Annotated in this window: 21 protein-coding genes and 1 pseudogene; 8 read left to right on the top strand and 14 right to left on the bottom strand. The window is 69.0% G+C overall.

Translation table 11 applies throughout. The annotated features are described in order from the left end of the window. Positions 1–21 precede the first annotated feature (21 nt). Positions 22–1,800 (top strand): anti-phage dCTP deaminase, encoded by a 1,779-nt coding sequence (locus ACEN96_RS24605; RefSeq protein WP_495585646.1) that lies wholly within the window; start codon positions 22–24, stop codon positions 1,798–1,800. Between the two features lie 230 nt (positions 1,801–2,030). On the opposite strand, the gene ACEN96_RS24600 is transcribed toward ACEN96_RS24605, so the two are convergent. The 3 genes from ACEN96_RS24600 to ACEN96_RS24590 all read right to left on the bottom strand — a co-directional run bounded on the left by ACEN96_RS24600 (position 2,031) and on the right by ACEN96_RS24590 (position 3,413). Continuing rightward, the gene (locus ACEN96_RS24600) at positions 2,031–2,414 is read right to left on the bottom strand and encodes a VOC family protein (RefSeq protein WP_495585645.1); all 384 of its coding nucleotides are present in this window, start codon (positions 2,412–2,414) and stop codon (positions 2,031–2,033) included. 35 nt (positions 2,415–2,449) lie between these two features. After that, entirely contained in the window at positions 2,450–2,743 is a 294-nt protein-coding gene (locus ACEN96_RS24595; protein ID WP_495585644.1) for a hypothetical protein, read from the bottom strand. 67 nt (positions 2,744–2,810) lie between these two features. After that, positions 2,811–3,413: a hypothetical protein gene (locus ACEN96_RS24590; protein WP_495585643.1), complete on the bottom strand. Its 603-nt coding sequence runs from the start codon at positions 3,411–3,413 to the stop codon at positions 2,811–2,813. 213 nt (positions 3,414–3,626) lie between these two features. Between ACEN96_RS24590 and ACEN96_RS24585 the strand changes: the two genes are divergently transcribed. The 5 genes from ACEN96_RS24585 to ACEN96_RS24565 all read left to right on the top strand — a co-directional run bounded on the left by ACEN96_RS24585 (position 3,627) and on the right by ACEN96_RS24565 (position 11,636). Then, complete coding sequence (locus tag ACEN96_RS24585) at positions 3,627–6,299, top strand: S9 family peptidase (RefSeq protein WP_495585642.1); 2,673 nt, start codon at positions 3,627–3,629, stop codon at positions 6,297–6,299. A 206-nt stretch (positions 6,300–6,505) separates the two neighbouring features. Next, the gene (locus ACEN96_RS24580; protein WP_495585641.1) at positions 6,506–7,492 is read left to right on the top strand and encodes a TraB/GumN family protein; all 987 of its coding nucleotides are present in this window, start codon (positions 6,506–6,508) and stop codon (positions 7,490–7,492) included. 16 nt (positions 7,493–7,508) lie between these two features. Continuing rightward, positions 7,509–8,117 carry a hypothetical protein gene (locus ACEN96_RS24575; protein WP_495585640.1) on the top strand — a complete coding sequence of 203 codons (609 nt, stop codon included), beginning with the start codon at positions 7,509–7,511 and terminating at the stop codon, positions 8,115–8,117. A 95-nt stretch (positions 8,118–8,212) separates the two neighbouring features. Then, complete coding sequence (locus ACEN96_RS24570; RefSeq protein WP_495585639.1) at positions 8,213–9,487, top strand: HlyD family secretion protein; 1,275 nt, start codon at positions 8,213–8,215, stop codon at positions 9,485–9,487. A gap of 1 nt (position 9,488) precedes the next feature. Further along, a complete protein-coding gene (locus ACEN96_RS24565) occupies positions 9,489–11,636 on the top strand; it encodes a peptidase domain-containing ABC transporter (RefSeq protein ID WP_495585638.1) in 2,148 nt (715 codons plus the stop codon). A 45-nt stretch (positions 11,637–11,681) separates the two neighbouring features. Here ACEN96_RS24565 and ACEN96_RS24560 read toward each other — a convergent pair whose 3' ends face one another. The 4 genes from ACEN96_RS24560 to ACEN96_RS24545 form a co-directional block, all read right to left on the bottom strand. After that, entirely contained in the window at positions 11,682–13,181 is a 1,500-nt protein-coding gene (locus tag ACEN96_RS24560; protein WP_495585637.1) for a M48 family metalloprotease, read from the bottom strand. 17 nt (positions 13,182–13,198) lie between these two features. Continuing rightward, entirely contained in the window at positions 13,199–13,822 is a 624-nt protein-coding gene (locus tag ACEN96_RS24555; protein WP_495585636.1) for a UPF0149 family protein, read from the bottom strand. 64 nt (positions 13,823–13,886) lie between these two features. Continuing rightward, a complete protein-coding gene (locus tag ACEN96_RS24550; protein WP_495585635.1) occupies positions 13,887–14,129 on the bottom strand; it encodes a hypothetical protein in 243 nt (80 codons plus the stop codon). A 6-nt stretch (positions 14,130–14,135) separates the two neighbouring features. Beyond that, positions 14,136–15,050, bottom strand: coding sequence for a DUF808 domain-containing protein (locus ACEN96_RS24545; protein ID WP_495585634.1), 915 nt, complete (start codon positions 15,048–15,050; stop codon positions 14,136–14,138). A gap of 112 nt (positions 15,051–15,162) precedes the next feature. Between ACEN96_RS24545 and ACEN96_RS24540 the strand changes: the two genes are divergently transcribed. Both ACEN96_RS24540 and ACEN96_RS24535 read left to right on the top strand, forming a co-directional pair. Next, complete coding sequence (locus ACEN96_RS24540; RefSeq protein ID WP_495585633.1) at positions 15,163–15,645, top strand: thioredoxin family protein; 483 nt, start codon at positions 15,163–15,165, stop codon at positions 15,643–15,645. A 221-nt stretch (positions 15,646–15,866) separates the two neighbouring features. Continuing rightward, complete coding sequence (locus tag ACEN96_RS24535; protein ID WP_495585632.1) at positions 15,867–16,697, top strand: transposase; 831 nt, start codon at positions 15,867–15,869, stop codon at positions 16,695–16,697. Positions 16,698–16,718: 21 nt separating this feature from the next. Here the strand turns inward: ACEN96_RS24535 and ACEN96_RS24530 are convergent, their stop codons facing one another. The 7 genes and pseudogenes from ACEN96_RS24530 to ACEN96_RS24500 form a co-directional block, all read right to left on the bottom strand. After that, positions 16,719–17,195: a hypothetical protein gene (locus ACEN96_RS24530; RefSeq protein ID WP_495585631.1), complete on the bottom strand. Its 477-nt coding sequence runs from the start codon at positions 17,193–17,195 to the stop codon at positions 16,719–16,721. 195 nt (positions 17,196–17,390) lie between these two features. After that, on the bottom strand, positions 17,391–18,764 hold the full coding sequence (glmU, locus tag ACEN96_RS24525) for a bifunctional UDP-N-acetylglucosamine diphosphorylase/glucosamine-1-phosphate N-acetyltransferase GlmU (protein ID WP_495585630.1): 1,374 nt from the start codon (positions 18,762–18,764) through the stop codon (positions 17,391–17,393). Positions 18,765–18,881: 117 nt separating this feature from the next. Continuing rightward, positions 18,882–19,502, bottom strand: a complete 621-nt coding sequence (locus tag ACEN96_RS24520; RefSeq protein WP_495585629.1) for a DUF4136 domain-containing protein — start codon at positions 19,500–19,502, stop codon at positions 18,882–18,884. 380 nt (positions 19,503–19,882) lie between these two features. Beyond that, complete coding sequence (ttcA, locus tag ACEN96_RS24515) at positions 19,883–20,878, bottom strand: tRNA 2-thiocytidine(32) synthetase TtcA (RefSeq protein WP_495585628.1); 996 nt, start codon at positions 20,876–20,878, stop codon at positions 19,883–19,885. 106 nt (positions 20,879–20,984) lie between these two features. Continuing rightward, positions 20,985–21,353, bottom strand: a complete 369-nt coding sequence (locus ACEN96_RS24510) for a dihydroneopterin aldolase (RefSeq protein ID WP_343602724.1) — start codon at positions 21,351–21,353, stop codon at positions 20,985–20,987. 87 nt (positions 21,354–21,440) lie between these two features. Then, positions 21,441–22,418: pseudogene (locus ACEN96_RS24505) on the bottom strand (FAD-dependent oxidoreductase); the annotation flags it as partial. Between the two features lie 188 nt (positions 22,419–22,606). Then, the gene (locus ACEN96_RS24500) at positions 22,607–23,122 is read right to left on the bottom strand and encodes a GNAT family N-acetyltransferase (protein WP_495585627.1); all 516 of its coding nucleotides are present in this window, start codon (positions 23,120–23,122) and stop codon (positions 22,607–22,609) included. Between the last annotated feature and the right edge of the window lie 36 nt (positions 23,123–23,158).

The following is a 23,158-nucleotide window of genomic DNA, read 5'->3' as shown; positions in this document are numbered from 1 at the left end:
GTTCCCACCTAAGAGGGGCTGGTGGCTGCGTGGCAACGCGGCTTCCGGCCCTTTTCTCCATTGGTCAAGGTTCTTCCGGCAACGCGTTCCGCGATGGCGCGCGCGGTCGCAAACTGGCCGTCTTTCGCAGCAGGCATGCGGGGGTGGCGGATGGGACAGGCACAGCAGGCGAGGCCGGCGTTCGAGAACGAGTGTCCGGCCGGCAACGAAGGTCGTTCGACGTCGAAGACCTTGCTCGAGCGGTTGACATCGAGGCAGTCGGAGGAAATCGTCATCGCGTTCGCGGGGCCGGTTGGGTGCGGCATCGACGAGGTGATTGAAGCGACGCGGCGTTCTCTTCTTCAGCTCGGCTATGGGGTCGAGTTAGTGAAACTCAGCGATTGCCTCGTTGAACTGGCCCATTCGAGGACCGGCAGCAATGACCTTGCGGTCCCGTGCGGCAACTCGGACTATCTCGAGCGGCACACGCTCCTTCAATACGTCGCCAGGCAGCTTCGTCAGAGCACGGGCGATCTTCATATCCTTGCGGAGTTCGGGGTGCAGAGCATCTTTGTCCGCCGCCAGGAGCGCGAGCAGACCTTGGCGTCCGGCGCCACCGCCGTGCCCAGGCGTGTGGCCTATCTACTTGACCAACTGAAGCGTCCGGAGGAGGTCGAACTCCTTCGAGCGCTCTACCGGAATCTCTTCTATCTGATAGGGGTCACGCGACCGCATGAGCAACGCTTGCGTCACTTGATCTCTCTGGGGCTGTCGCGGAGCGAAGCGGAGCGGCTCATCGACATCGATCGGCATGAAGACTCTTCCGCTGGGCAGCGCCTGGACAAGACACTCCATCTTGCGGACATGTTCGTTTGCAACGAAGCCGAAGCAGGTGCTGGCTTGATGGTGGATCGCTTCATCCGCCTGGTGCATGGCGACAGGACACTGTCTCCGAGCGCTGACGAAGCCGGCATGTATGCCGCGCACGCGGCCAGTCTTCGTTCTGCTTGTTTGTCACGGCAGGTTGGCGCAGCCATCGTGAATGCTCATGGGGATGTCATGGCCACTGGTTGCAACGATGTTCCGACGGCAATGGGCGGTCTCTATTCCTCGGGCTGCGTCGGAGATCAGCGATGCGTGCATCTGCCGGGAAGGCAGTGCTTCAATGACCTGCACAAACGAAAATTGCAAGCGCGCATCGGCGAAGTGCTGGATGCATCTCTCGCCGAAATGCAGATCCGTTTGCCTCAGGAAGTACGGCGTCGTGCGCTGGAAGCTGTCTATAGGGAAACTCGCGTCGGGAGCCTGACCGAGTTTTCGCGTGCGGTGCACGCGGAGATGGAAGCGATCCTCGCCATCGCGCGGAACGGCGTGAAAGGATTGATGGGCGCAACCTTGTTCTCTACGACTTTCCCCTGTCACAGCTGCGCGCGCCACATCGTTGCTGCTGGCATTCACCGAGTGGTCTACATTGAGCCCTACGACAAGAGCTTGGCGCAAGACCTTCATCGCGACTCGATCGAGTTCGAGCTGAACGCAGGCTCGCCCGCAGGCATGCAGCGGAGTGGGCCCAGGATCCGGTTTCAGCATTTCTCAGGCGTAGCTCCCCGCCTCTATGCCGTTGTCTTCAAGTCAGCGACGAGGAAGGACGAGGGATCGGGCCGTCTGATAGCGCTACGACTCGAGTCATCGAGGAAAGTGCTGCCCGAGTACATGGACAACTACATCGAGTTTGAGGAAGCCGCAATGCAGCATTTTCGAAAGGTGTTCCGGGAAGTGCGAATCGCGCAGGCGCCCACGTCGGGAGCACGCAATGGCTGAGAGGAATGCGATGGTCGTTCAACTCTTCCCGAGGGACGGGAAGGCAGACACTTGCCGCCCGTGCCCTCATCCGAAAGCCCCCTCCGGGGCGGTGCTGATCTGGCCGGAGAGGAACCCAAAACGAAGGCTCCTGGACGCGCCCTCGGATTCGAGGCTGAAGCCGGGAATGCCTGCGTACGAGGCGATCGTTCAAGATGCGATTGAGCGAGCGGAACGCCGCGGCTGGTGAGTCACACCACCGGATACGCTCTGATCTCGATCAGATGCCTGTTCGGGTCGTTGAAGTACAGCGTCGGCGCGGCGCCTCGCGCGCCGATTTCCTCGCCGGGGCCGGTGTTCGTGCCGACGGCGTGGAAGCTCGGCCCATGGCCGAGCCCCGCCGCCTTCACCCGCTCGAAGATGCGATCGAACTCCTCGGGAGACACCGAGAACGCGTAATGCTCCATCCCCGGTGTGCCCCAGGGCGCCAGTTGGAGCTGGCAATCGGGCGCGACGCGGATCACCGTGAACGGACCCGACGGGCCTTCGTTCGTGAAGCCGAGGATGCCGGTGTAGAACGCGACGCTCGCCGCCAGGTCGTTGACCTTCAGGATCAGGTGATCGAGGACAGCCATCGCGGCATCTCCCGGTCGATCCCGCGCTGTCCGGCTCAATGCGGCTTGCGCCGCTGCCGTTGCTCGAAGTCGTCGCCGTGATAGACGTTGCCGTCCCAGGTGCCCGAGCGATGCTTCGCGCGGGCGATCGCATCGAGCGCCGCGTCATGCGCCGCGCGGCGTCGATCGCGGGAGTTGAAGCGGCCCTTCAGGCCGATGCCGCCGGACAGGGCGCCCGTCCGCTTGAACCAGGACCGCCACGCCATCCGATGTCGTAGCGGCAAGGCCATGTCGATCGCGAGGCAGACGCAGACCAACAGACCGAGAGCGGCGATGACTTTGGCGAACATACGTCGGCGCTGTGAATCACGCCATGCTGGCGTGCAAGCCGCCGACTATACGCGAGCCCCGGCTGGCTCAGTCGCGGTGATGACCATGCCCATGGCCGCGGTCGCCACGGTCGCCGCGATCTCCGCGGTCACCACGATCGCCCCGGTCCCAGCCGCCACGGTCGCCGCCGCGATCCCAGCCCCGGTGGTCGTCGCGGCGCTCTTCCCAGCGCCGGCCGTCCCAGTCGCGGCGGCCGTCCCAGCGGCCATCCCAGTGGTCGCGGCGCGGCGGATCCCAGCGCGGTGGCGGCGGCGCGTACACCGGCATCGGATGCACGTGCGGGCGGCCGTAGTACGCCGGCGCGTAGGTCCGCGAATACCAGTCCTCGCGGACGAAGTACACCGGCCGGCCGCAGGCGCGGTAGTAGCCGCAGTGACGGGCCCAGTAACGGTAATGGTCGGGCGGCACGCGCAGATAGAGCGGCGGCGCGGGGTCGTAGACCCGCTCGATGACCATCGGCTGCGCATAGATCACGTCCGGACGCGTGTTGCCGACGTCGATCCGGCCATAGAAGCCCGGCTGGCCGACGCTGATGGACACGCCCACGTCGCCGGCGAAGGCCGCTGGCGCGGTCAGCGCGCCGGCTGTCAGCGCCAGGGCGCCCAGGATGCGGTGGATCAGATGCTTCATCGAGTGCCTCTCTTCGGTGCCGGCGGTCCGGTTCGCGATCCGACCCCCTGTCGGAGGTCATGGGCGGCGCGTCCGGAAACAGCCTGCCTAGGGAAAGTATGGACAGTTAACGCGCGCTTGACGGATCCGGTGCACAGCGCAGCGGTAAGCAGTTGTTGACCGCGTTCCTAGAATTCCGCGTCCCCGCCGACCTGCGGGGCGTGGAGCAATGATTTGAAGCAATGGATCCTGACTTCCCTGGCGCTGGCGACCCTGGCGACGGGGCTGGGCGCCGGCGAGCCCTCGCTGGCGCAGACGACGGCGGCGGCCCCCGTCGCGGTGGCCAACCGGCCGCTGACCCTGGAACAGCTGTTCCGTGCCGAGTCCTATCGCGGCGAGTCCGCCAAGGACCTGAAGTTCAGCGCGAGCGGCCGTTACGTCGCTTACCTCTGGAACCCGTTCGGCGAGCCCGGCAGCGACCTCTACGTCCATGACACCCAGACCGGCAGGACGGTCCGCGTGACGTCGCCGGCACTGATGGCCGTGGTGGAAACGCCGGAGAACCTGGACCGCTACGCCCGCAAGCTCAAGCAGAAGCGCGACGAACTGGCCGAGCGCCAGGCCCGCGAAGAGGCGCAGGCCGCCTACCTGCGCGGCGAGCCGGTGGATCTGGATCAATGGGAGCGCCAGGCGATCGCCGACCTGAAGGTGGAGCTGGCCGAGCGCAAGGCCCGCGAGGACGCCCGCAAGGCGGCCGAGAAGGCCGCCTGGGGCGAGGCGCCGGCCGCTGCCTCGGCGCCGGCTCCGGGCGCGTCCGCGCCGGAGGCGAAGAAACCGGCCAAGGATCCCAAGGAAATGGCGCTCTGGGAGTTGCGCGACGAGCTGAAGAAGAAGCGCGAGCGCGAGAAGCTCAAGCCCGAGGACCTGTATCCCGGCGTTTCGCAGTTCGTGTGGGCGTCCAAGGGCGATGAACTGGTCCTGGCCTATCGCGGCCAGCTGCTGCGCTGGAAGGCGGGCGCCGATCGCGCCGAGCCGCTGCTGTCGACCGGCCGCACGCTCAAGCCGGTCGCCTACGCGCCGGACGACCAGTCGCTGATCGTGCAGGACGAGACCCGCGTGCTGCGCGTGCGCCTGTCCACGGCCGGCATCGAGGTGATCAACCGCGAGCTGTTCAACCCGGACGACGAGGACCGCAAGTTCCGCATTGCCCAGACCGTGGTGAGCGAGGACGGCCGCTGGATGGCGCTGGTCGCGAATGCGCCGCTGGTGAACGCGGACGGCAAGCCGCAGCCCAAGCCGGGCCGGCAGGTCGAGATCATGAATTACAGCGACCGCTTCGCCACCGCGAAGAAGGTCGACCGCGAGGTCTCCGACGACAAGCGCGGCCTGCCCGCGATGGCGATCTACATCCGCCAGGTGCCGGCCGCCGGCGCCGCGCCGGAGCGCCAGCCCGAGCCGGTGTTCACGCACCCGGGCGGCGACGCGTGGTTCGAGATCTCGCCGGTCGTGTGGGCGCGCGACGGCAGCCGCTACGCCTTCACCACCTTCGAGCGCGAGAAGGACCTGCTGCGCGTCTACCTCGGCAAGCCCGGCGAGGCGAAGCCGGAGATGGTGCTCGAGCGCCGCGCGCCCATCCATCACGAGCTGGTCAACGTGATGACGCCGTCGTTCACGCCGGACTCGAAGCAGCTGGTGCTGATCCTGGCCGACAACGGCTGGCGCCAGCCCTATGCGATGAGCCTGGCCGCGGGCGCCGGCCGTTCGGTGACGCCGCTGGTCAAGGGCGAGTTCGAGGCCTTCCAGGTGCTGGGCTTCACGCCGGATGCGAAGACGATGTTCGTCGTGGCCAACAAGGACGACCTGGCGGCGATGAATGTCTGGCGCGTCGAGCTCAAGGACGGCCGCATGACGGCGCTGGGCCGCTCGCCGGACTATCACCGCAACGCGGCGGTGGCGCGGGGCGGCCAATGGGCCGCGGCGGTGGCCGGCAACTGGGCCGAGCGTCCCGAGCTGAAGCTGCTGAAGGGCCAGGCCGCCGCCTCGGGCGCAGAGCCCGGCAGGCTGCTGACGCAAAGCCATGACCCGGCCTGGGCCAAGGTCGACGTGCTGCGCCCGGAGCGCTTCAGCTTCCGCAACCGTCATGGCGACATGATTCCGGCCTACGTGTTCAAGCCGCTGGGCTGGGCGCCGAGCGACCGGCGCGCTGCCGTCGTCTACACCTATGGCGGGCCGCTGAACGACCGCCACTCGGTCGAGACCGACAGCTTCCAGCCCACCGGCTATGTCTTCGCGATGTACATGGCGGCCAAGCATGGCTACGTCACGGTGACGGTGGATCCGCGCGGGCATTCCAACTACGGCGAGAAGTTCGCCGATGCCAACTGGGAGAAGCCGGGCGCGCCGCAGACGGAGGACCTCGAGGACCTGGTCGACTACATGAAAGCCAACCTGGGCGTCGACGGCCAGCGCATCGGACTGAACGGCTGGAGCTTCGGTGGCTTCCAGACCCAGTACACGATGTACACGAGGCCCGATCTGTTCGCGGCGGGCATCGCTGGCGCGGGCCCGACGGAATGGGAGAACTACAACAGCTGGTACAGCGGCAGGACCATCGGCAAGGTGGACCGGACCCGGCCGGTGCTGCGCAAGTACTCGCTGCTGCCGCTCGCCAAGCAGCTGAAGAAGCCGCTGCTGCTGGTGCACGGCATGCAGGACCCGAACGTGCTGTACCAGGACACGGTCAACGTGTATCGGGCGCTGTTGGAGTCGGGCAAGGAAGGGCTGGTCGAGCTGTTCCTGGATCCGGACGGCGAGCACGCGCTCGGCGGCGCGGTGAAGCCCGCGGGCTGGCATCGCAAGTACGAGGCGTTCTGGTTGAGGCACCTCGGACCGGCGCAGCAGAAGTAAGGCACCTCCCCATCAAAGGCCCGCGGCTGAAAAGCCCGCGGGCTTTTTTTTCGGCTGATTGACGGAATATTCATATCGCCTCAACGATATCTTGATAATTGTGCTTCGATTCGTTTCCAGATTCCCCCATCGAGGGGTATTGGCAACGCCTTTTTCGTCGGAAAGAATCAATCTCAATGAATCAACGGGGCGGCCGGAGATATTCGATGCGATGGTTGGGCGCGGAGATTTCGAAGCAGGCGAGGGCAGGGTTTCTACTGCTTGGCATATTGCTGATGCTGGTGGCATCAAATGGCGCATTTGCCTCAGACGAAGAGCCGGTCCGGCTCTGGAAAATTACCCCGCACCCCGGGACCACCGTCTTCATTCTCGGTATCTCGCATGTTGGCAGCCGTTTGGAACAGGACGGCTATTTCGATCGAACGGTGCTGCCCGCGTTCGACAAGTCGGAGGTGCTCCATATCGAAGGTGGCGAGAGGACCTTCGTCAACGACATGCCGGAGTGTCCAACCCCTTTGACCGGGAAGGATGCCGAGGTGGTGGATCAGGCGCGGGAGGTTCTTCGCCGCGGGGCGGTGCCGTACTTCAGGACCGTGCTTGCCGATCTGCCGAGCGGCCCGCCCAGCGAGGAAATCCTCCAGAGCAACGCCGCCTTGTATGTACGGGACGTCTCCGAATTCGGTCTCCTGCTGATGCTGCGGCTGCAATATCAATTTCTGAAGGGCGTGCCCGCCCAAGCGCAGACGGACCTTTTGCCAACGCCCGTTGTCAAGACCCTCATGCAACGCCGGCCGAATATCGATATTCGTTCGGTGGATGGGCGGGATGATTTATGGGCCGCCTATTGCGGCAGCAATGCGCGGGCCAACATCCTGAAATGGCATATCGAGAACTTCAATCCCGAGCATCCGCCCGCGCAGGCGACGGCGGCCGATGCGGCGGGGCAGATCGAAGACGCTGCCCGCCGGGTGTTCGTGGACGGGCATACCGATCCGAATCCGTTCATGGACATGTTCGTCTGTCCAAGAAATGAGCGCTGGCTGCCGCGCCTGCTCGAACTCGACGACGGGAAGACGCATTTCGAAGCCCTGGGGGCCGCGCATCTCTTCCCCTACGAGGGCATCACCCGCCGCTGTGACGGGCTGCTCCAGGATCTGCGGCGCAGGGGAGTGGCGGTCACGCCCGTGCCCTGAGCCGCCGATGTCGTGCATGCCACGACTCCCGGCCGGCGATGCCGGCCCCTTCAAGCAAACCAAGGTGAGGAAAACAATGGAAGTTCTTGATCGTGCCCTGTTCCGACATGTCTCCGGCGCGGGAGGCTCGGAACCGGTGCAGAAGCCCATCTCCAGCACCATCAAGGATGGCGTGCAGGTGGACAAGTTCGACCTCGGCAATGGGGCCATCGCGATCGTGACCTGCACCGGGGTCTCCGTCTCCCTGAGCCTGGGGCTCCAGGGCAAGAAGCTGATCGACCTGAACGGCGGATTCGGCACCACCGTCACCTCCTGCAAGATCACCACCATCGACAAGGATGGAAAGATCATCGACCAGAAGAACGCGGACGCCAGCGACGTCGACAAGGGCGACGTGCAGATCGCCGAGAACGGCACCGTCGAAGACACCGGTGACGGCAGCAGCGGCGACACCGGCAGCAGCGGTGGCGCTGGCGATACCGGCGACACGGGCGACACCGGTGGCGGTGACACCGGTGGCGGTGACAGCGGCGGTGGCGACGCTGGCGGCGGCGGGGATGCCGGCGGCGGCGGTGGCGGCGGCGGTGGCGGCGACAAGCCGATCTACGAAGAATCGCAGGACTGATGCCCCGCTGAGGAAGGGCGCCCACGGGCGCTCTTCCTTTTCCGCCTTCCGCCGGGCGCGCCGTTCGTGGCCGCCTGCCCAGCCCGGACTCCGACGTGAACTCATTCTTCAGACGCGAGGTGCTGCCTTCCGGCGACCTGCAGCCCGGCGGCATCCTGCTCGCGCGGCCGCCGTCGCACACCGCGTTCGCGGCCTTGGCCGGCGTGCTGCTGGCGCTGCTCGTGGCGGCGATGACGCTGATCAAGTACACGCGCCACGTGGAGCTGCAAGGCGTGCTGGAGCCCGAGTCCGGCGTCGCGAAGATCTACGCGCCGCAGAACGGCGTGCTGGCCGAGGTGCTGGCGCCGGTGGGCACCGAGGTGCGCCGCGGCGACGTGCTGCTGGTCTTCAGCACCGAGCACCTGGGCCGTGACGGCGGGGCCGTGGAGGAGCGGCTCGACCGGTCGGCCGCGGCGAAGGTGGCATCGCTGGAGGCGGAACTCGCGGCGACGCGTCAGTCGCATCGCGACGAGCTCGACAACGCCGCCAAGAGCCTGAACGAGCAGCGCGGGCTGGCGCAGATCCAGCGCGACCAGCTCGAGGGCCTGGCGCAGCGCATCCAGAGCGCGCAGACCGAGGTCGATCGGTACCACGGCTTGCAGGCGCAGGGCTATGCGTCGGCGCAGATGCTCGACAACAAGCGCGCGGAGCTGCTCGATCAGCGGGTGCGGCTGCAGTCGGCGCAGCACGACCTGCAGTCCACCCTGGCGGAGATCGGACGCCTGCAGCGCGACATCGCCGCGATGCCCGCGCGGCAGCAGGTCACGCTGGCGCAATTGGAGCGGGCGCTGGAAACCGCCCAGAGCGAACTCCGCCAGCAGCAGGGCTCGCACCGCTGGTCGATCGCGGCGCCCTTCGATGGCGTTGTGAGTTCACTGGAACTGTCGCCGGGGCAGACCGTGGGCCCTTCCACGCCGGCCGCCACGCTCACGCCGCGTGGCCAGCCCCTGGTGGCCAAGCTCTATGCGCCCAGCCGCACCATCGGCTTCCTCAATGGGGGCGAGCCCGTCCACATGAAGGTGGACGCCTTCCCCTTCCAGAAGTTCGGCCTGCTGGACGGGCAGGTGAAGCATGTGTCCCGCACGCCGGTGGCGGCGAGCGAGCTGTCGTCTGCCTCCCACCTCGCGGTGCTGATGCCCGAGGCGCAGCAGTCTCAGGAACCTTCCTACACCGTGACCGCGCAGCTGGCGGCGCAGGCGATCCCGGCCTATGGCCGCGCCGCGCCGCTGCGGCCCGGCATGCAGGTCAGCGCCACCGTCGCGCTGGACGAGCGCCGGCTGTACGAGTGGGTCTTCGAGCCGCTGCGCGAGAACGGACATTTCGGGATCTGACATGGACATGACCCTGCTCGGTTTCGGCGGCGGCCCGCGGCTGCCGGTGGTGCTCCAGGCCGAAGCCTCGGAGTGCGGACTGGCCTGCATGGCGATGGTGCTGTCGGCCCACGGGCATCACGTCAGCCTCGCGGAACTGCGGATGCGCTTCCCCGCCTCGCTCAAGGGCACGACGCTGGAGACGCTGGCCTGCATCGCCGAGGCGACCGGCATGGTCCCGCGCGCGCTGCGGCTCGAGATGCACGAGCTGGCGGCGCTGCAGACGCCGGCCGTGCTGCACTGGGATCTGCAGCACTTCGTCGTGCTGCGCGAGGTCCGCGGCGAGGTGCTGCACCTGCACGACCCGGCCGCCGGCGCCGTGACGCTCACGCTGGCCCAGGCGTCGCCGCACTTCACCGGCGTGGCGATGGAACTCAGCCCGGGCCTGGAATTCGGGCGCAAGCCGCCGGCGCCGCCGGTCGCGCTGGCCCAGCTCGTGGGGAAGACGCGCGGCGTGGCGCGGTCGCTGCTGCAGCTGTTCCTGCTGGCGCTGGTGCTGGAGGCCTTCGCGCTGCTCACGCCGGTGCTCACGCAGTGGATCACCGACGAGGCCATCCTCGCCGGAGACGCGAGCCTGCTGAACGTGCTGGCGCTGTCGGCGCTGACGGTCGGGCTGATCTCGGTGGCGATCGGGGCGATGCGGTCGTGGATGGGCCTGTACGTCACCACCTCGTTCACGGCGCAGTGGATGGGGCAGGTCATGACGCGGCTGCTGCGGCTGCCGGTCGCCTTCTTCGAACGCCGGCACCTGGGCGACGTCGTGTCCCGCTTCGGCGCGGTGGCGCCGCTCGCCGACACCGTGACCCGCACCGCCGTGGAACTGGCCCTGGACCTGGTGATGGTGTGCGGCAGCCTGGCCATGATGCTGCTGTATTCCCCGGCGCTGGCGCTGGTGCCGGTGGGCACGGCGCTGCTGTACGTCCTGGTCCGGTGGAGCCGCTATGCCTCGATGCGGCTGTGGTCCGCCAGCTACTACGCGAAGCAGGCCAAGGAGCAGTCCCACTTCTTCGAGACCATCCGCGGCGTGCGCACGATCAAGCTCTTCAACCGCGAGAACGAGCGCCGCACCGCCTGGCTGCGGCTGTGGATGGCGGCGACCAACGCGCACGTGAAGATGCTGCGGCTCAATCTCTGGTTCGGGTCGGGCTGGTCCGCGCTGCAGACGGCCGAGCGGGTCGGCCTGCTGTGGCTGGGCGCGAGCCTTGTCTTGAGCCACCGCATGTCGCTGGGCATGCTGCTGGCCTTCATCTCCTTCGCCGAGCAGTTCACCTCGCGCGCCAATCTGCTGATCGACCGCGTGGCCGAATGGAAGCTCACGGCCGTGCAGACGGAGCGCCTGGCCGACATCGTGCTGGCGACGCCCGAGGAGACGCGGCCGTTCGAATCCGAGCCGCCGGCCGACACCTCGGTCGCCCTGGACCGGGTGACCTTCCGCTATGGCAGCGACGAGGCGCCGGTGCTGTCGCAGGCCTCGCTGCGGGTGGCGCCCGGCGAATGCGTGGCGCTGACCGGGGCCTCGGGCGCCGGCAAGACCACCTGCCTGAAGCTGATGCTGGGGCTGCTCAAGCCCGCGAGCGGCACGGTCCTGGTCGGAGGGCGGCCGCTGGACCGGCTGTCGGTCCAAGGCTATCGCGAGCTCGTGGCGACCGTGCTGCAGGACGACCACCTGTTCGCCGGCACCCTGCTGGACAACATCTGCTTCCACGACGCGAAGCCGGACGTCGATTTCGCGATGGCCTGCGCCCGCGTGGCCCGCATCGACGACGAGGTGCGCGCGATGCCGATGGGCTATCACACGCTGGTCGGGGACATGGGCACAGCGCTGTCCGGCGGCCAGAAGCAGCGGATCCTGCTGGCGCGGGCGCTGTACAAGCGCCCCCGGATCCTGTTCCTGGACGAGGCCACGAGCCACCTGGACCTGGAGAACGAGGGCGCGATCGCCCAGGCCCTGATGGGCCTGGACATCACGCGGATCATGATCGCGCACCGGCCGCAGACGATCGCCATCGCGGACCGGGTCCTCCGGCTGGAAGGCGGGCGCTTCGTGCCCGTGCGGCGCGGCGAACCCGCCGTGATGGACGGCGCGCCACACCTGGCGGAAGTGGCCTGAGCAACGGGCGCGGCCGATGCCGCCTCGCCGCCGCTCCTGGCGTGATCAGGGCGCCGCGACCACCGTCTTCACGCGTTCGCCGGTCTTGGGCGGTGTCTCGCCGCCGTAGCGGCCGTTGAGCAGCTTCAGCTGCCCCTCGCTGAGCACCGAGCCTTTCGCCATCTCGGCGAAGCCGCCGGCCGGATAAGGCCGCAGCGCGATCTTCCACGGCCGGGCCAGCTTGCGATCGTCCGCGTTCAGCGCGCGGAAGCTGCCCTCCGCCTGCGACAGGCTCTCGCGCCGCGCCTGCAGCGCCTGGCCGTCCTTCGCGGCGTAGACCAGCGCGTAGACCGCCCCTTTCGAGCTCGTCACCAGCGTCAGCTCGGCGTTGCCGCGCTGACCCTGCGCGTTGCGCCGCACGCCGGCGAAGTGGGTCGCCTTCAGCCCGTTGATCGTCCTCGCGTCGGTGCGGCCCTGCTCGGCGCCCAGGTTGCGCAGGATCTCGTCGTGCGAGTTGCCCGCCTTGGCCGGCATCTGCTGCAGGATCAGCGCGGCGTCGCGCTGCGGGCTCATGACCGTCACCGCGTCATTGCCGTTCTGGATCGCCCAGCCCGCCGGCGCCGTCAGCGCGAAGTCCAGGCCCGGATGCACGAACTGCTGTCCGCGCACCAGCCCTTGCGCCGGACTGTCGCCGAAGCCCATCCCGTCGATCGCCTGCAGGAAGGCCGCGCGGTTTTCGTCGACCGGCTGCCCGCCGGTGAGCTGCGCCGCCTCGTCGCGGATGCGCTGCAGCCGCTGCTCGTTGCTCGGGTGCGAGGCCAGCCAGTTGTTGCCGCTGGGCGCCTGACGGCCCTGCGCGCGCGCCTGGTCGGCGGCGAACTGCTCCTGGTCCTTCAGCACCTGGATCACGTCCACCATGTGCTTGGGGTCGTAGCGGTTGCGCGCCAGGTATTCGGCGCCGAGCTGGTCGGCCTGCAATTCCTGCTCGCGGCTGTACGACGCGATGTAGCCCGCCGCGGCGTTCTGCGAGACCTGGCCCGCGATGTCCGTCGCGCCGCTGACGCCGCGCGATTCCAGCACCGCGCCCAGCACCGTCGCCGCCAGCACGCCCAGGCCGGCGGTCTGCTGGCGCGTCGCGCGCTGCGCGCCGTGCCGGGCGGTGACGTGGCCGATCTCGTGGCCCATCACGCCGGCCAGGTCGGCCTCGCTTTCCATGTACGCCAGGATGCCGCGCGTGACGTAGACATAGCCGCCCGGCAGCGCGAAGGCGTTCACCTCCGGGCTGTCCAGCACCGTGAAATGCCATTCGAGCTCGGCCCGGTGCGACTGCGCCGCCAGCTTGCTGCCCAGCGCCGTGACGTAGGCCTGCAGCTTCGGATCGTCGACGACGGCGTACTCCTTGAGCACGTCCTGATGCGCCTGGCGGCCGGCCTCGACCTCCTGCTGCAGGCTCATCGCGCTGCGCTCGGCGCGGCCGGTGACCGGGTTGACGACGTTGGTGCCGCAGCCGGCCAGCGCCAGCAGCGTGGCGGCGGCCAGGGCCGCCAGCGGGAACTTGCGTTTCATCGGAAGGGCGCGAGCGTTCAGAGGGGGGCTGGGTCGGCCTGCTGGCGCAGCGTCCACAGCGTCAGGACGCCTTCCGGCACCTCGCGGCTGAGCGCGTCGCGCCAGTGCAGGTCGGTCAGCTTCTCCTGGTCCTCGGCGCTGAGCTGGCTCTCGTCGCCGCCCAGCAGCGCGATCGGCGCCAGCGCCGCCGCGGTCTTCACATGCTCGAACAGCGGCGACCACGCCTCGCCATCCTGGTCCACGCCGATCATGAAGCCGGTGCACCAGTCCTCGGCATCGACCAGCTGCTGCTCGCCGTCCTCGGCGACGCTGAAGATCGGTTCCCACTCATCCTGCTTGGACGTCCACTGCACCGACAGGCTGTGCACGTGGCGCAGCAGCAGCAGCGCGATCTTCTTGCGCTGCTTGCCGCTGGTGAACGGGTCGCCCCCGCCCCACACCGGGCTCATCCACTCGGCGCCGGGCTTGCCGCTCAGCGGAACCGGGCTCAGCAGCTGGGCGCTGAGGTAGCCGTCGATCGCCTCGATGTTCATCGCGGCGTCGTTGTCGAGCTCGGACAGGAAGTCGTCCAGGTCCGACAGCTCGTCGTCGGTCAGCGGGGTGTATTGCGCCTTGTCGGGCTGGTACTGCGGGAAGTCCATGTCGGGTCCTGGGAATGGGGGCGGGGGTCGGGAGAGCGGCGGCGGGGGAGCGGCGTCAGCCCGCTCAGCCGTGCCGGCCGTGGCGGCTCTTGGGCTTGCGGGTGTCCATCTCGGACAGCTGCGTCTTGAGCAGCGCCATCAGCACGCGGGCGTTGGCCTCGGTCATCACGAGCAGCGTGCTGGGCTCGATGCCGTCGACCGGCTCGCGTTCCTTGACGAGGGCGTCCACCTTGAAGGTCATCAGGCCGCTGGTGCTCGAATTGGAGGCGGCCTTGAACTTCTGGACTTCGATGTGATGCGTCTTCATGGGGCGTCATTCTCGGCGATGACGCAGGCGCTGGATACCGGTCACCACCGCCACGACGACGGCGCCCGCCAGGATGCCGACGACCGCGTCGCCCAGCAGCTGGACCAGCGTCGCGGCCAGGCCGCTCACGCCCAGCGCCTGCACGGCGTGCTCGATGGCGTGATGCAGGAAGGGCGCGCCATGCGTCAGGATGCCGCCGCCCACCAGGAACATCGCCGCCGTGCCCGCCACCGAGAGCGCCTTCATCAGCCAGGGCGCCAGCCACAGCAGGCCGCGGCCCAGCGACTGCTGCCAGGCCGCGGCCTTGCGGCTGAGCCACAGGCCGGCGTCGTCCAGCTTCACGATGCCGGCGACCAGGCCGTACACGCCGATCGTCATCAGCACCGCGATGCCCGACAGCACCAGCAGCCGCGTCGTGAACGGCGCGTCCGCGACGGTGCCCAGCGTGATCGCGATGATCTCGGCGGAGAGGATGAAGTCGGTCCGGATCGCGCCCTTGACCTTGTCGCGCTCCAGCGCGGCCAGGTCCACCGAGGGGTCCTTCAGCGCCTCGGACAGCGCGGCCTCGTGGGCGTCGTCCTCGGGCCCATGCAGCCACTGGTGGGCGAGTTTCTCGACGCCCTCGAAGCAGAGGTAGGCGCCGCCCACCATCAGCAGCGGCGTGACCAGCCACGGCGCCCAGGCGCTGATCGCCAGCGCGGCCGGCACCAGGATGGCCTTGTTGACCATCGAGCCCTTGAACACGCCCCACACGACCGGCAGTTCGCGGTCGGCGCTGACGCCGGTGACCTGCTGCGCGTTCAGCGCCAGGTCGTCGCCGAGCACCCCGGTGGTCTTCTTGGCGGCCAGCTTGGAGAGCAGGGCCACGTCGTCCAGGACGGTGGTGATGTCGTCGAGCAGTGCGAGCAGGCTGGAGGCCATGGCGAGAGAGTCCGTTCCCTGAAGGTGATGATTTGTGCGGAGCCCGCCTTTGTACCCGAAGCCGACCCTCCTTCCCGGCAGGGATTGGCGCCCGGTGGCACACTTTCGCCTCATGAAACGCCGCACCGCCTCCCTCCTGCTCGCCGCCGCGCTCGCCGCGGTGTCCATGACCTCCGCCCACGCCGCCGACGCCGCGCCCGGGACCGGCCCGTACGACGAGCAGGCCGATGCCCGCGCCGACATCAACAACGCCGTCGCCCGCGCCGCCAAGGAAGGCAAGCAGGTGCTGGTGGTCTACGGCGCCAACTGGTGCAAGGACTGCCTGGCGCTGAACCGCGGTTTCGGCCAGGGCCACCTGGGCAGCGCCGTCGACAAGCGCTTCGTGACGGTGAAGGTCAATGTCGGCCGCTTCGACAAGAACGTCGACGTCGCCAACCAGATGGGCGTCACGCTGAAGAAGGGCATTCCGACCGTCGCCGTGCTGGGCACCGACGGCCAGGTGCTGGGCACCACCAAGGGCGGTGAACTGGCGGACGCGCGCAGCATGGGCGAGGACGCCGTGATGCAGGTGCTGGCCTCGCTCGGCAAGAGCTGATGCCGGCGTCGCGACCTGGCGAATCCATGCGTAGGCACGGATTCCCGGGGCGCGAGGTTCCAGGTTTTGCTGTTGAGGACTGACCCCCGATAGCGCTGCCGCTATCGCCGCGTTCCCGGCCCCCGCAGCCTCCCCCGCGATCAGGGGTCAAGTCTTGCGCCCGTCGCCGAAAGCGGCTGCGGGCGCTTGTCTTTTGGGCGGCCATCGCCTAATTACTGGGCATGGCCAGGCCGCTTCGCATCGAATTCCCCGGCGCCGTCTATCACGTCGCGACGCGCGGCGACGCGTCGGTGTTTGCCGACGACGAGGATCGCCAGGTGATGCTGGCGCTGATCCAGCAGGCCGCGGAGCGCTTCGACGCGCAGGTGCTGGCCTACGGCCTGGGCCGCGAGCATTACGAGTTGCTGCTGTTCACCCGGCAGGCCAACCTCTCCCGCCTGATGCGCCATCTGAATGGCGTCTACACGCAGGCGCACAACCGGCGTCACGGGCAGATCGGTCATGTGTTCCAGGGCCGCTTCAAGGCGGTGCTGGTGGACCGCGAGCACCTGCTGCTGGACGCCTGCCGCTACGTCGACCTGATCGGGCGGCGCTCCGGCCTGGCGCCGTCTCCGACGGCCTGGCGCTGGAGCAGTCTGCAGGCGCACGCCGGGCTGGTGCCGGCGCCGTCCTGGCTGGAAGTGGAAGGCCTGTGGACGAACGTGCTCGGCCGCATGCCGCAGAACGCGGCGGATCGCCGCAAGGCGGCGCAGCGCTATCAGGCGATCGTCGAGTCGGAACCCGATCTCGACATCTGGGGCCAGCTCCGCCAGCAGATCTTCCTGGGCGACGCGGCCTTCGTGCAACGCACCGTCCGCCAGAGCGAGCGTCCCGCCCGCTCGCCGCGTCCCCGGCGCTGGGGCGACTGGCTCAAGGCCAGCGGCAGCCGCGAGGAGGCGCTCTACCGCGCGCACACCGAGGGCGGTCAATCGATGACCGAACTCGCGCGGGAGTTGGGGTTGTCGGTCTCGCGGGTGAGCCGGCTCATCGCCGGTCACGAGCGCCAGCGTTAGCGCTCGGGCCTGGGCTCAGGCTCAGTGCAGCGCCCGGGCTGGCGCCGCGGGGCATGGGGCCAGCGCGAGATCCTGCTCGGCGGCCTCGTTCCAGGCGGCGGTGGTCAGTTCGCGGGCGGCGCCCAGTTGATGGCAGAGCTCGGCGACTCCCAGGCCATCGGCCTCACCCTCGGGCAGCGGCAGCGCGGAGACTTCGCTCGGCAGATCCGCCAGCGCACCCAGCAGTTGGAACAGCAGTTCCAGATCGGGCGCCGCGTCGGGCGTCTGCTGCTGGCGCGCCAGGCCGAGGCTGCGGCACAGGTAGAAACAGGCGTCGGCGGCCTGATCGCACATCGCGTGCGACAGGGCCAGCTGCTCCAGCGCCTCGGCCCGGGCCGCCTGGGCGGCCGGATCGTCCGAGCGATCCGTGAGCGCGTCCAGCGTGGCGGACGACGGCGGCCCGGCGATCAGGTCGTCGTCCTGGGTCGGCAGCGGAGCAGCGGTCTTGGTGTGCGCCATAGGGGTTCAGCTGGAGAACAGCGGGTCATCCGATCAACGGGACGGATGCTAGGGATCCCGCGGCAAATGCGCCTCCCACGGGTCGGGGGGAACATCGGCCGGTTCGGTGACCCCGGTGCGGTCTTCGTTGAACTTGTCACGATTCGTGACACGAATGGGCCGGAGCTTACGGCGTTTCCCACCGATCTGGGTGAATCACTTCACCTTCTTGGGGCGGGTCCAGCCGGAAATCACGGTTTGTCGGCCTCGCGCCACAGCCAACTGGCCGGGAGCGACGTCCTTGGTGATGGTCGAACCGCCGCCGATGGTGGCGCCGTCGCCCAGCGTCACCGGCGCGACCAGCACGCAGTTCGAGCCCACGTGCACGTCGGCGCCGATGGTCGTGCGGAACTTGTTGGCGCCGTCGTAGTTGGCGGTGATGCTGCCGGCGCCGTAGTTGACGCGCTCGCCGACGGTGGCGTCGCCGAGGTAGGCCAGGTGGTTGGCCTTGGCGCCCTTGGCCAGCGTCGAATTCTTCACCTCGACGAAGTTGCCGACGTGGACTTCCGCGCCCAGTTGCGCGCCCGGGCGCAGCCGCGCGAACGGGCCGACCAGCGCGCCCTCGCCGACGCTGGCGCCGGCGCTTTCGCCATCGATGTGGGTGAACTCATGGATGCGCGCGTTGGCGCCGATGACCGCGTTGCGGATGACGCAGTGGGCGCCGATGCGCACGCCGTCGCCGAGTGTCACCTCGCCTTCGAAGACGCAGTTGACGTCGATCTCGACGTCCTTGCCGCAGTGCAGCGTGCCGCGCAGGTCGAAGCGGGACGGATCGGCCAGGCGCACGCCGGCGGTCATCAGCGCCTCGGCCTGCGCGAGCTGGAAGCGGCGCTCCAGCTGCGCCAGCTGCGACGGGCTGTTGACGCCCAGCACCTCGGTCTCGTCGGCCGTCTTCACGCCGGTGACGGCGACGCCCTCCGCGACCGCCATTGCGACGATGTCGGTCAGGTAGTACTCGCCCTGGGCATTGTTGTTGTCGAGCTGGCCGACCCAGCGCTTCAGCGCCTCGGTGGGGGCGGCCATGATGCCGGTGTAGCACTCGCGGATGCGGCGCTGCTCGTCGCTGGCGTCCTTGTGCTCGACGATGGCCTTGACCTGATCGCCGTCGCGGACGATGCGGCCGTAGCCGGTCGGGTCCGCGTACTCGATGGTCAGCAGCACGAGACGCTCGCCGCCGCAGGCCTGGACCAGCGCGCGGGTCGTGGCGGTGCTGATCAGCGGGGTGTCGCCGCTGAGGATCAGCGTGGTGCCGCCGGCCGTCAGCGCGGGCACGGTCTGCTGGATCGCGTGGCCGGTGCCCAGCTGCGGCTCCTGGCGCACGAAGCGCACGCCGTCGCCGCCGACGGCGGCCTCGACCTGCTCCGCGCCATGGCCGGTGATGACGATGCGGGCATCGGCGTCCAGCGCGGCGGTGTTGCCCAGCACATGCCGCAGCAGCGCGCGGCCGGCCAGCTTGTGCAGCACCTTGGGCAGGCTGGACTTCATGCGGGTGCCTTTGCCCGCGGCCATGACGACGATGTTCAGCGACATAAGAAGAATCGCGGTTCCCGTGGAGAAACCGCGATTATCGGGGCCGCCCGCGACGCGCTGGAGGGCGCCGCGGTGACCGGTTGTCGCTGCTTGTGGGCGCGGGTGAGCGCCGTGCGGCTACTTCGCCGGGGTCAGCGTGATGCTGACGCGATGCGGCTCGGGGCGGGTCTGCGGGAAGTCCGCCATCGAGGCCTCGAACAGCGCGCCGAAGAGCTCCTTGCCGCCTTCGGTCAGGCCGTCGTTGGAGGCGCGCGCCTCGTAGAGCGGCTCGTTGGACTTGCGGTCGCGCAGCAGCATGGCGACCTCGCGGTCATAGCGGCGCTCCATCATCGGATCCATCGGGTAGGCGTAGCCCCAGCGGCTGTAGTAGGGGCGCCAGGCGGGGCCGTAGCGCCAGCCCCAGTAGCTGCCGTTCCAGCGCCACCACAGCGGGTCGTCCCAGGGGGCGGGGCCGGAGCGGCTGACGCGCGCGCCCAGGGAGACGACGACGTCGGCCTGCTTCGGGTCGGCGGCCTCGCTGAAGCCGGCCTTGGTCAGCGCGCCGCGGGCGGCATCCTCGAGCGCGGCCTGGCTGGCTTCGTTGCGCTGCTGGGAGGGCAGGCGCTCGAAGGTGTAGCTGCCGGGCTGGCGGCCGGCGGGCCAGCTGCCGAAGGTCTGCGCGTCGGCGGAGACGGTATTCAGGGCGGCGCAGGCCGTCAGCGACATCGCGGCCGCCGCGCCCAGGCTCAACAGGGCCATTCGACGATTCAGGGTGAACATGGGGTCCTCCAGGTCGGAAGCCGCTTGGGGCCGTCGCCCGGGGCGGGCGCCGCGCCCGGGGGACGCCGTTGCGCGGCGTGACAGTGCAACGATTGTGGCCCCGACCGGTTGACCCGTGTGTGGAAGCCGCGTGACGGCGCGGTCAACGCGGGGTATCTCTTCGTATGGAAGCGCGAAGGCGGGCGCGAGCCGGCTTGCTTCCGCCGCTGACGGCATGAACTCCCTCGCCCCCCGCGAGGGGGGAGAGGGCAGGGGAGAGGGGGTGCTTCGAAGGGCAGCAGCGCTGTGGCACGAGCCCCCTCTCCCCTCCCTCTCCCCGCTGGGGCGAGGGGGAAGACGACCGCGGCGCGGCGCGGCGGTCAGTCGTCCGCTGCCGAGTAGGCCTCGCCCGCGTCATCCACCGGAGCCGGGACCTGCCCCGGCCGGACCAGCTTGACGACGCCCGTGGCCGGCGCGGCCGTGCCGCACTGCTCGTCCTCATCGAACGCGATGTCCCCGTTGGCGACCGGCGCGCCGGTGGCCTTGATCGTCTGGAACGGGAACAGCTCCCGATCCATCATGTGCGAGGTCACGATGTTCCCCATCGCGGTGAACATGTTGTCGACTCGACCGGGGAAGCGGCGGTCCCAGTCCTGCAGCATCGCCTTGACGGTCGCGCGCTGCAGGTTGGGCTGGCTGCCGCACAGGTTGCACGGAATGATCGGGAACTCGCGGTGCTCGGCCCAGCGCTCCAGGTCCGATTCCTTCACATACGCCAGCGGCCGGATCACGACGTTCTTCCCGTCGTCGCTGACCAGCTTGGGCGGCATGCCCTTCATGCGGCTGCCGAAGAACATGTTCAGCATCAGCGTGGTGACGATGTCGTCGCGGTGGTGGCCCAGCGCGATCTTGGTCGCGCCGAGTTCCCCCGCCACCCGGTACAGGATGCCGCGGCGCAGCCGCGAGCACAGCGAGCAGGTCGTCTTGCCCTCCGGCACCAGGCGCTTGACGATGGAATAGGTGTCCTGCTCCTCGATGTGGAAGTCCACGCCGCGCGACTTCAGGTAGGCGGGCAGCACGTCCTCGGGGAAGCCGGGCTGCTTCTGGTCGAGGTTGACGGCCACGATGCTGAACTTGATCGGCGCGCGGTCGCGCAGGTTGATCAGGATGTCCAGCAGCGAGTAGCTGTCCTTGCCGCCGGAGACGCAGACCATGACCTTGTCGCCGTCCTCGATCATGTTGAAGTCGGCGATCGCCTGGCCGACCTGGCGATGCAGGCGCTTGGAGAGCTTGTTCATCTCGTGCGCGTGCTTCTTGGCCGCGGCGTCCGCGGCGGCCAGGTCGAGGCCTTCAATGGTGGTGGTCGAGTCGGTCATGTTCTGTCCTCAATGTATTCGTCAAGCGGGGCCCGCGGAACCGGCTCTGCCGGGCCGCCAGGCCCGCCCCCTTGAGGGGGCGCGCGTCAGCGCGTAGGGGGTGGGGCTACCAGGTGCCGCATTCGGCGGAGATCGCGACTTGGCAGTCGGGGAAGATTTCGAGCTTGGTCACCTTGATGCGCACGCCCACGACGCCGGCCAGCTTCATCAGCCGGACGCAGAGCTTGCCCAGCAGGGCCTCGAGCAGGTCGGTGTGTTCGGCGGTGCACTCGTCGATGATGATGGTGCGCACGCGGCGGTAGTCCAGCACATGGCCGATGTCGGCATCGCGCGAGACGATGGTCTGGGCGCCGAGGTTCACTTCGGCGTCGACCTGGATGGGCTGCGGGCCTTCGCGCTCGAAGTCGAGCACGCCGAGGTTGGCGCCGAAGCGCAGCCCGTTGATGTGGATGACCTGGCGGTTGTTGCGGCGCAGCGCGGGCGGCGGCTGTGATTCGCGCAGCGGGCGCAGGAAGGCCTCGATCTGCTTGGCGGCGACGACGCCGTCGCCCAGCGCGGTCTGCACGCAGGGATGCTGGCGGCCGCTGGCGTCGCCGGCCACGAACAGGCCCAGCACGCCGAAGCGCGGCTCGTCGCGGAAGGGCTGCGACGGCGCGGTGACGCCGGCGCGCTGCAGCGCGTCGGCGACCTTCAGCCAGGCGGAGGCCTCGGGCTCGTAGCCGAGCAGCACGGCGACATGGTCGAAGCGCTCCTCGCCGTAGGCCTTGGAACTGACGTTCACGCCGGCCGCGTCGGCGGCGATGGCGGTGGGCAGCGCCTGCGCGGGCCGGCGCCGCAGGCCGGGGGCGCCGTCGAGCTGCTGGACCAGGTGGGTCTGGGCGCGCCATTCGGAACGGGACCAGAGCGTCACGGCATGGCCGCGGCCGGCCAGGTGGAGCGCGTTCTCGATCGCGTTGTCGCCGCCGCCGAGCAGCAGCACCTTGCCGGGCGGCAACTGGTCGCGCAGCGCGGTGAGCTCGATCGCGTCCAGCACGCGGCCATGGCGGTCCTGGTCGGGATAGAGCGGGAAGGGGTGGCGCGGCGTGAGGCCGGTGGCGAGCAGCAGCGCGCGGGCGCGCAGCGGGCGCAGGCCGGCCGCGTCGCGCGCCTGGGGCGCGTCGGCGGCATCGGGCGCGTTGACGGCGAAGGCCGGGCCGCCGTCGAAGTAGAGCGTCCAGCCCTGTTCGGCCTGCCAGTCGAGGTGATGGACCGTCTGGCCGGTCAGCGTGTGCACGCCGGGCTGCGCGGCGATGTGGGCCGCGTAGCGCTCGCCCAGGTCGGCGAGCGACTCGCCGGGCGCGCCGAGCAGCCAGTCCTGCCGGTACTCGAGGGGGCGCAGGCTGTCGCACAGGCGCGGGGCGCGCTCGATCAGCGCGACGCTCAGGCCCAACTGCGTCAGCCAGCTGGCGGCGCTGCAGCCGGCCGGCCCGCCACCGACGATGGCGGCATCGACGAGCGCGGGCAGGCTGGCGGGCAGTCGGTCGGGCGAGGTCTGGGACATGGGCAGGCGCGGCGGCAGGCGGCCGGGAGGGCCGCAGCAAACCGCGGATTATCCCGGATGGGCGCCTGGAGCGCGGATCCGGGGCCTTGGCGCGGGCCTGGACAGGTCCGTCCGGGTGACGGGCGTCACGGCCCGGCGCCGCTCAGAAGCACTCGTCCAGCAGCGGGTGGAACTCGAGCTTGCGTGCGTCAAGGCGCGTGGCACTCGAAGTGCAGCATGTCCAGCCATTGGCCGTTGATCTCGAAGCTGCGCGTGGATCGGCCAAACTGGCTGAAGCCGTTGCGCGCCAGGACCTTGATCGAGCCCGTATTGCCGGCGTGGGCCTTGGCCTCGACGCGGAGCAGGCCGAACTCGCGGAAGGCCATGTCGAGCATCCGCTTCACGGCGGTCTTCGCGTAGCCCTTGCCGTTCTCGGACTCGGCGATCCGGTAGCCCAGTTCGCACGAGTGGTAGTGCTTGCGCTTGACCTGGATCAGGTTGATGCGGCCGACCAGCCTGCCGGCGGAATCGCGCATCAGGAACTGATGGCCGGTGTCGGCGGCGGCCTCGCGCTGCGCGGCGGCGATCGACGCTTCGATGCCGCCTTCCTCGTAGAACGAGGCGGGCCGCGCGTTGATGCGCGATTCAAAGAAGGCGCGGTTGTCGAACTCGAAGCGGCGCAGGTCCTCGAGATCGCGATCGGACACGGGATGCAGGCTCAGCATGGAGGGCGAGCATAGCGGCGGCGCCCGCCCATGGCG

The organism is Roseateles sp. Mitsp63, from assembly GCF_059491535.1.
This window is presented reverse-complemented; position numbering and strand designations above follow the sequence as displayed.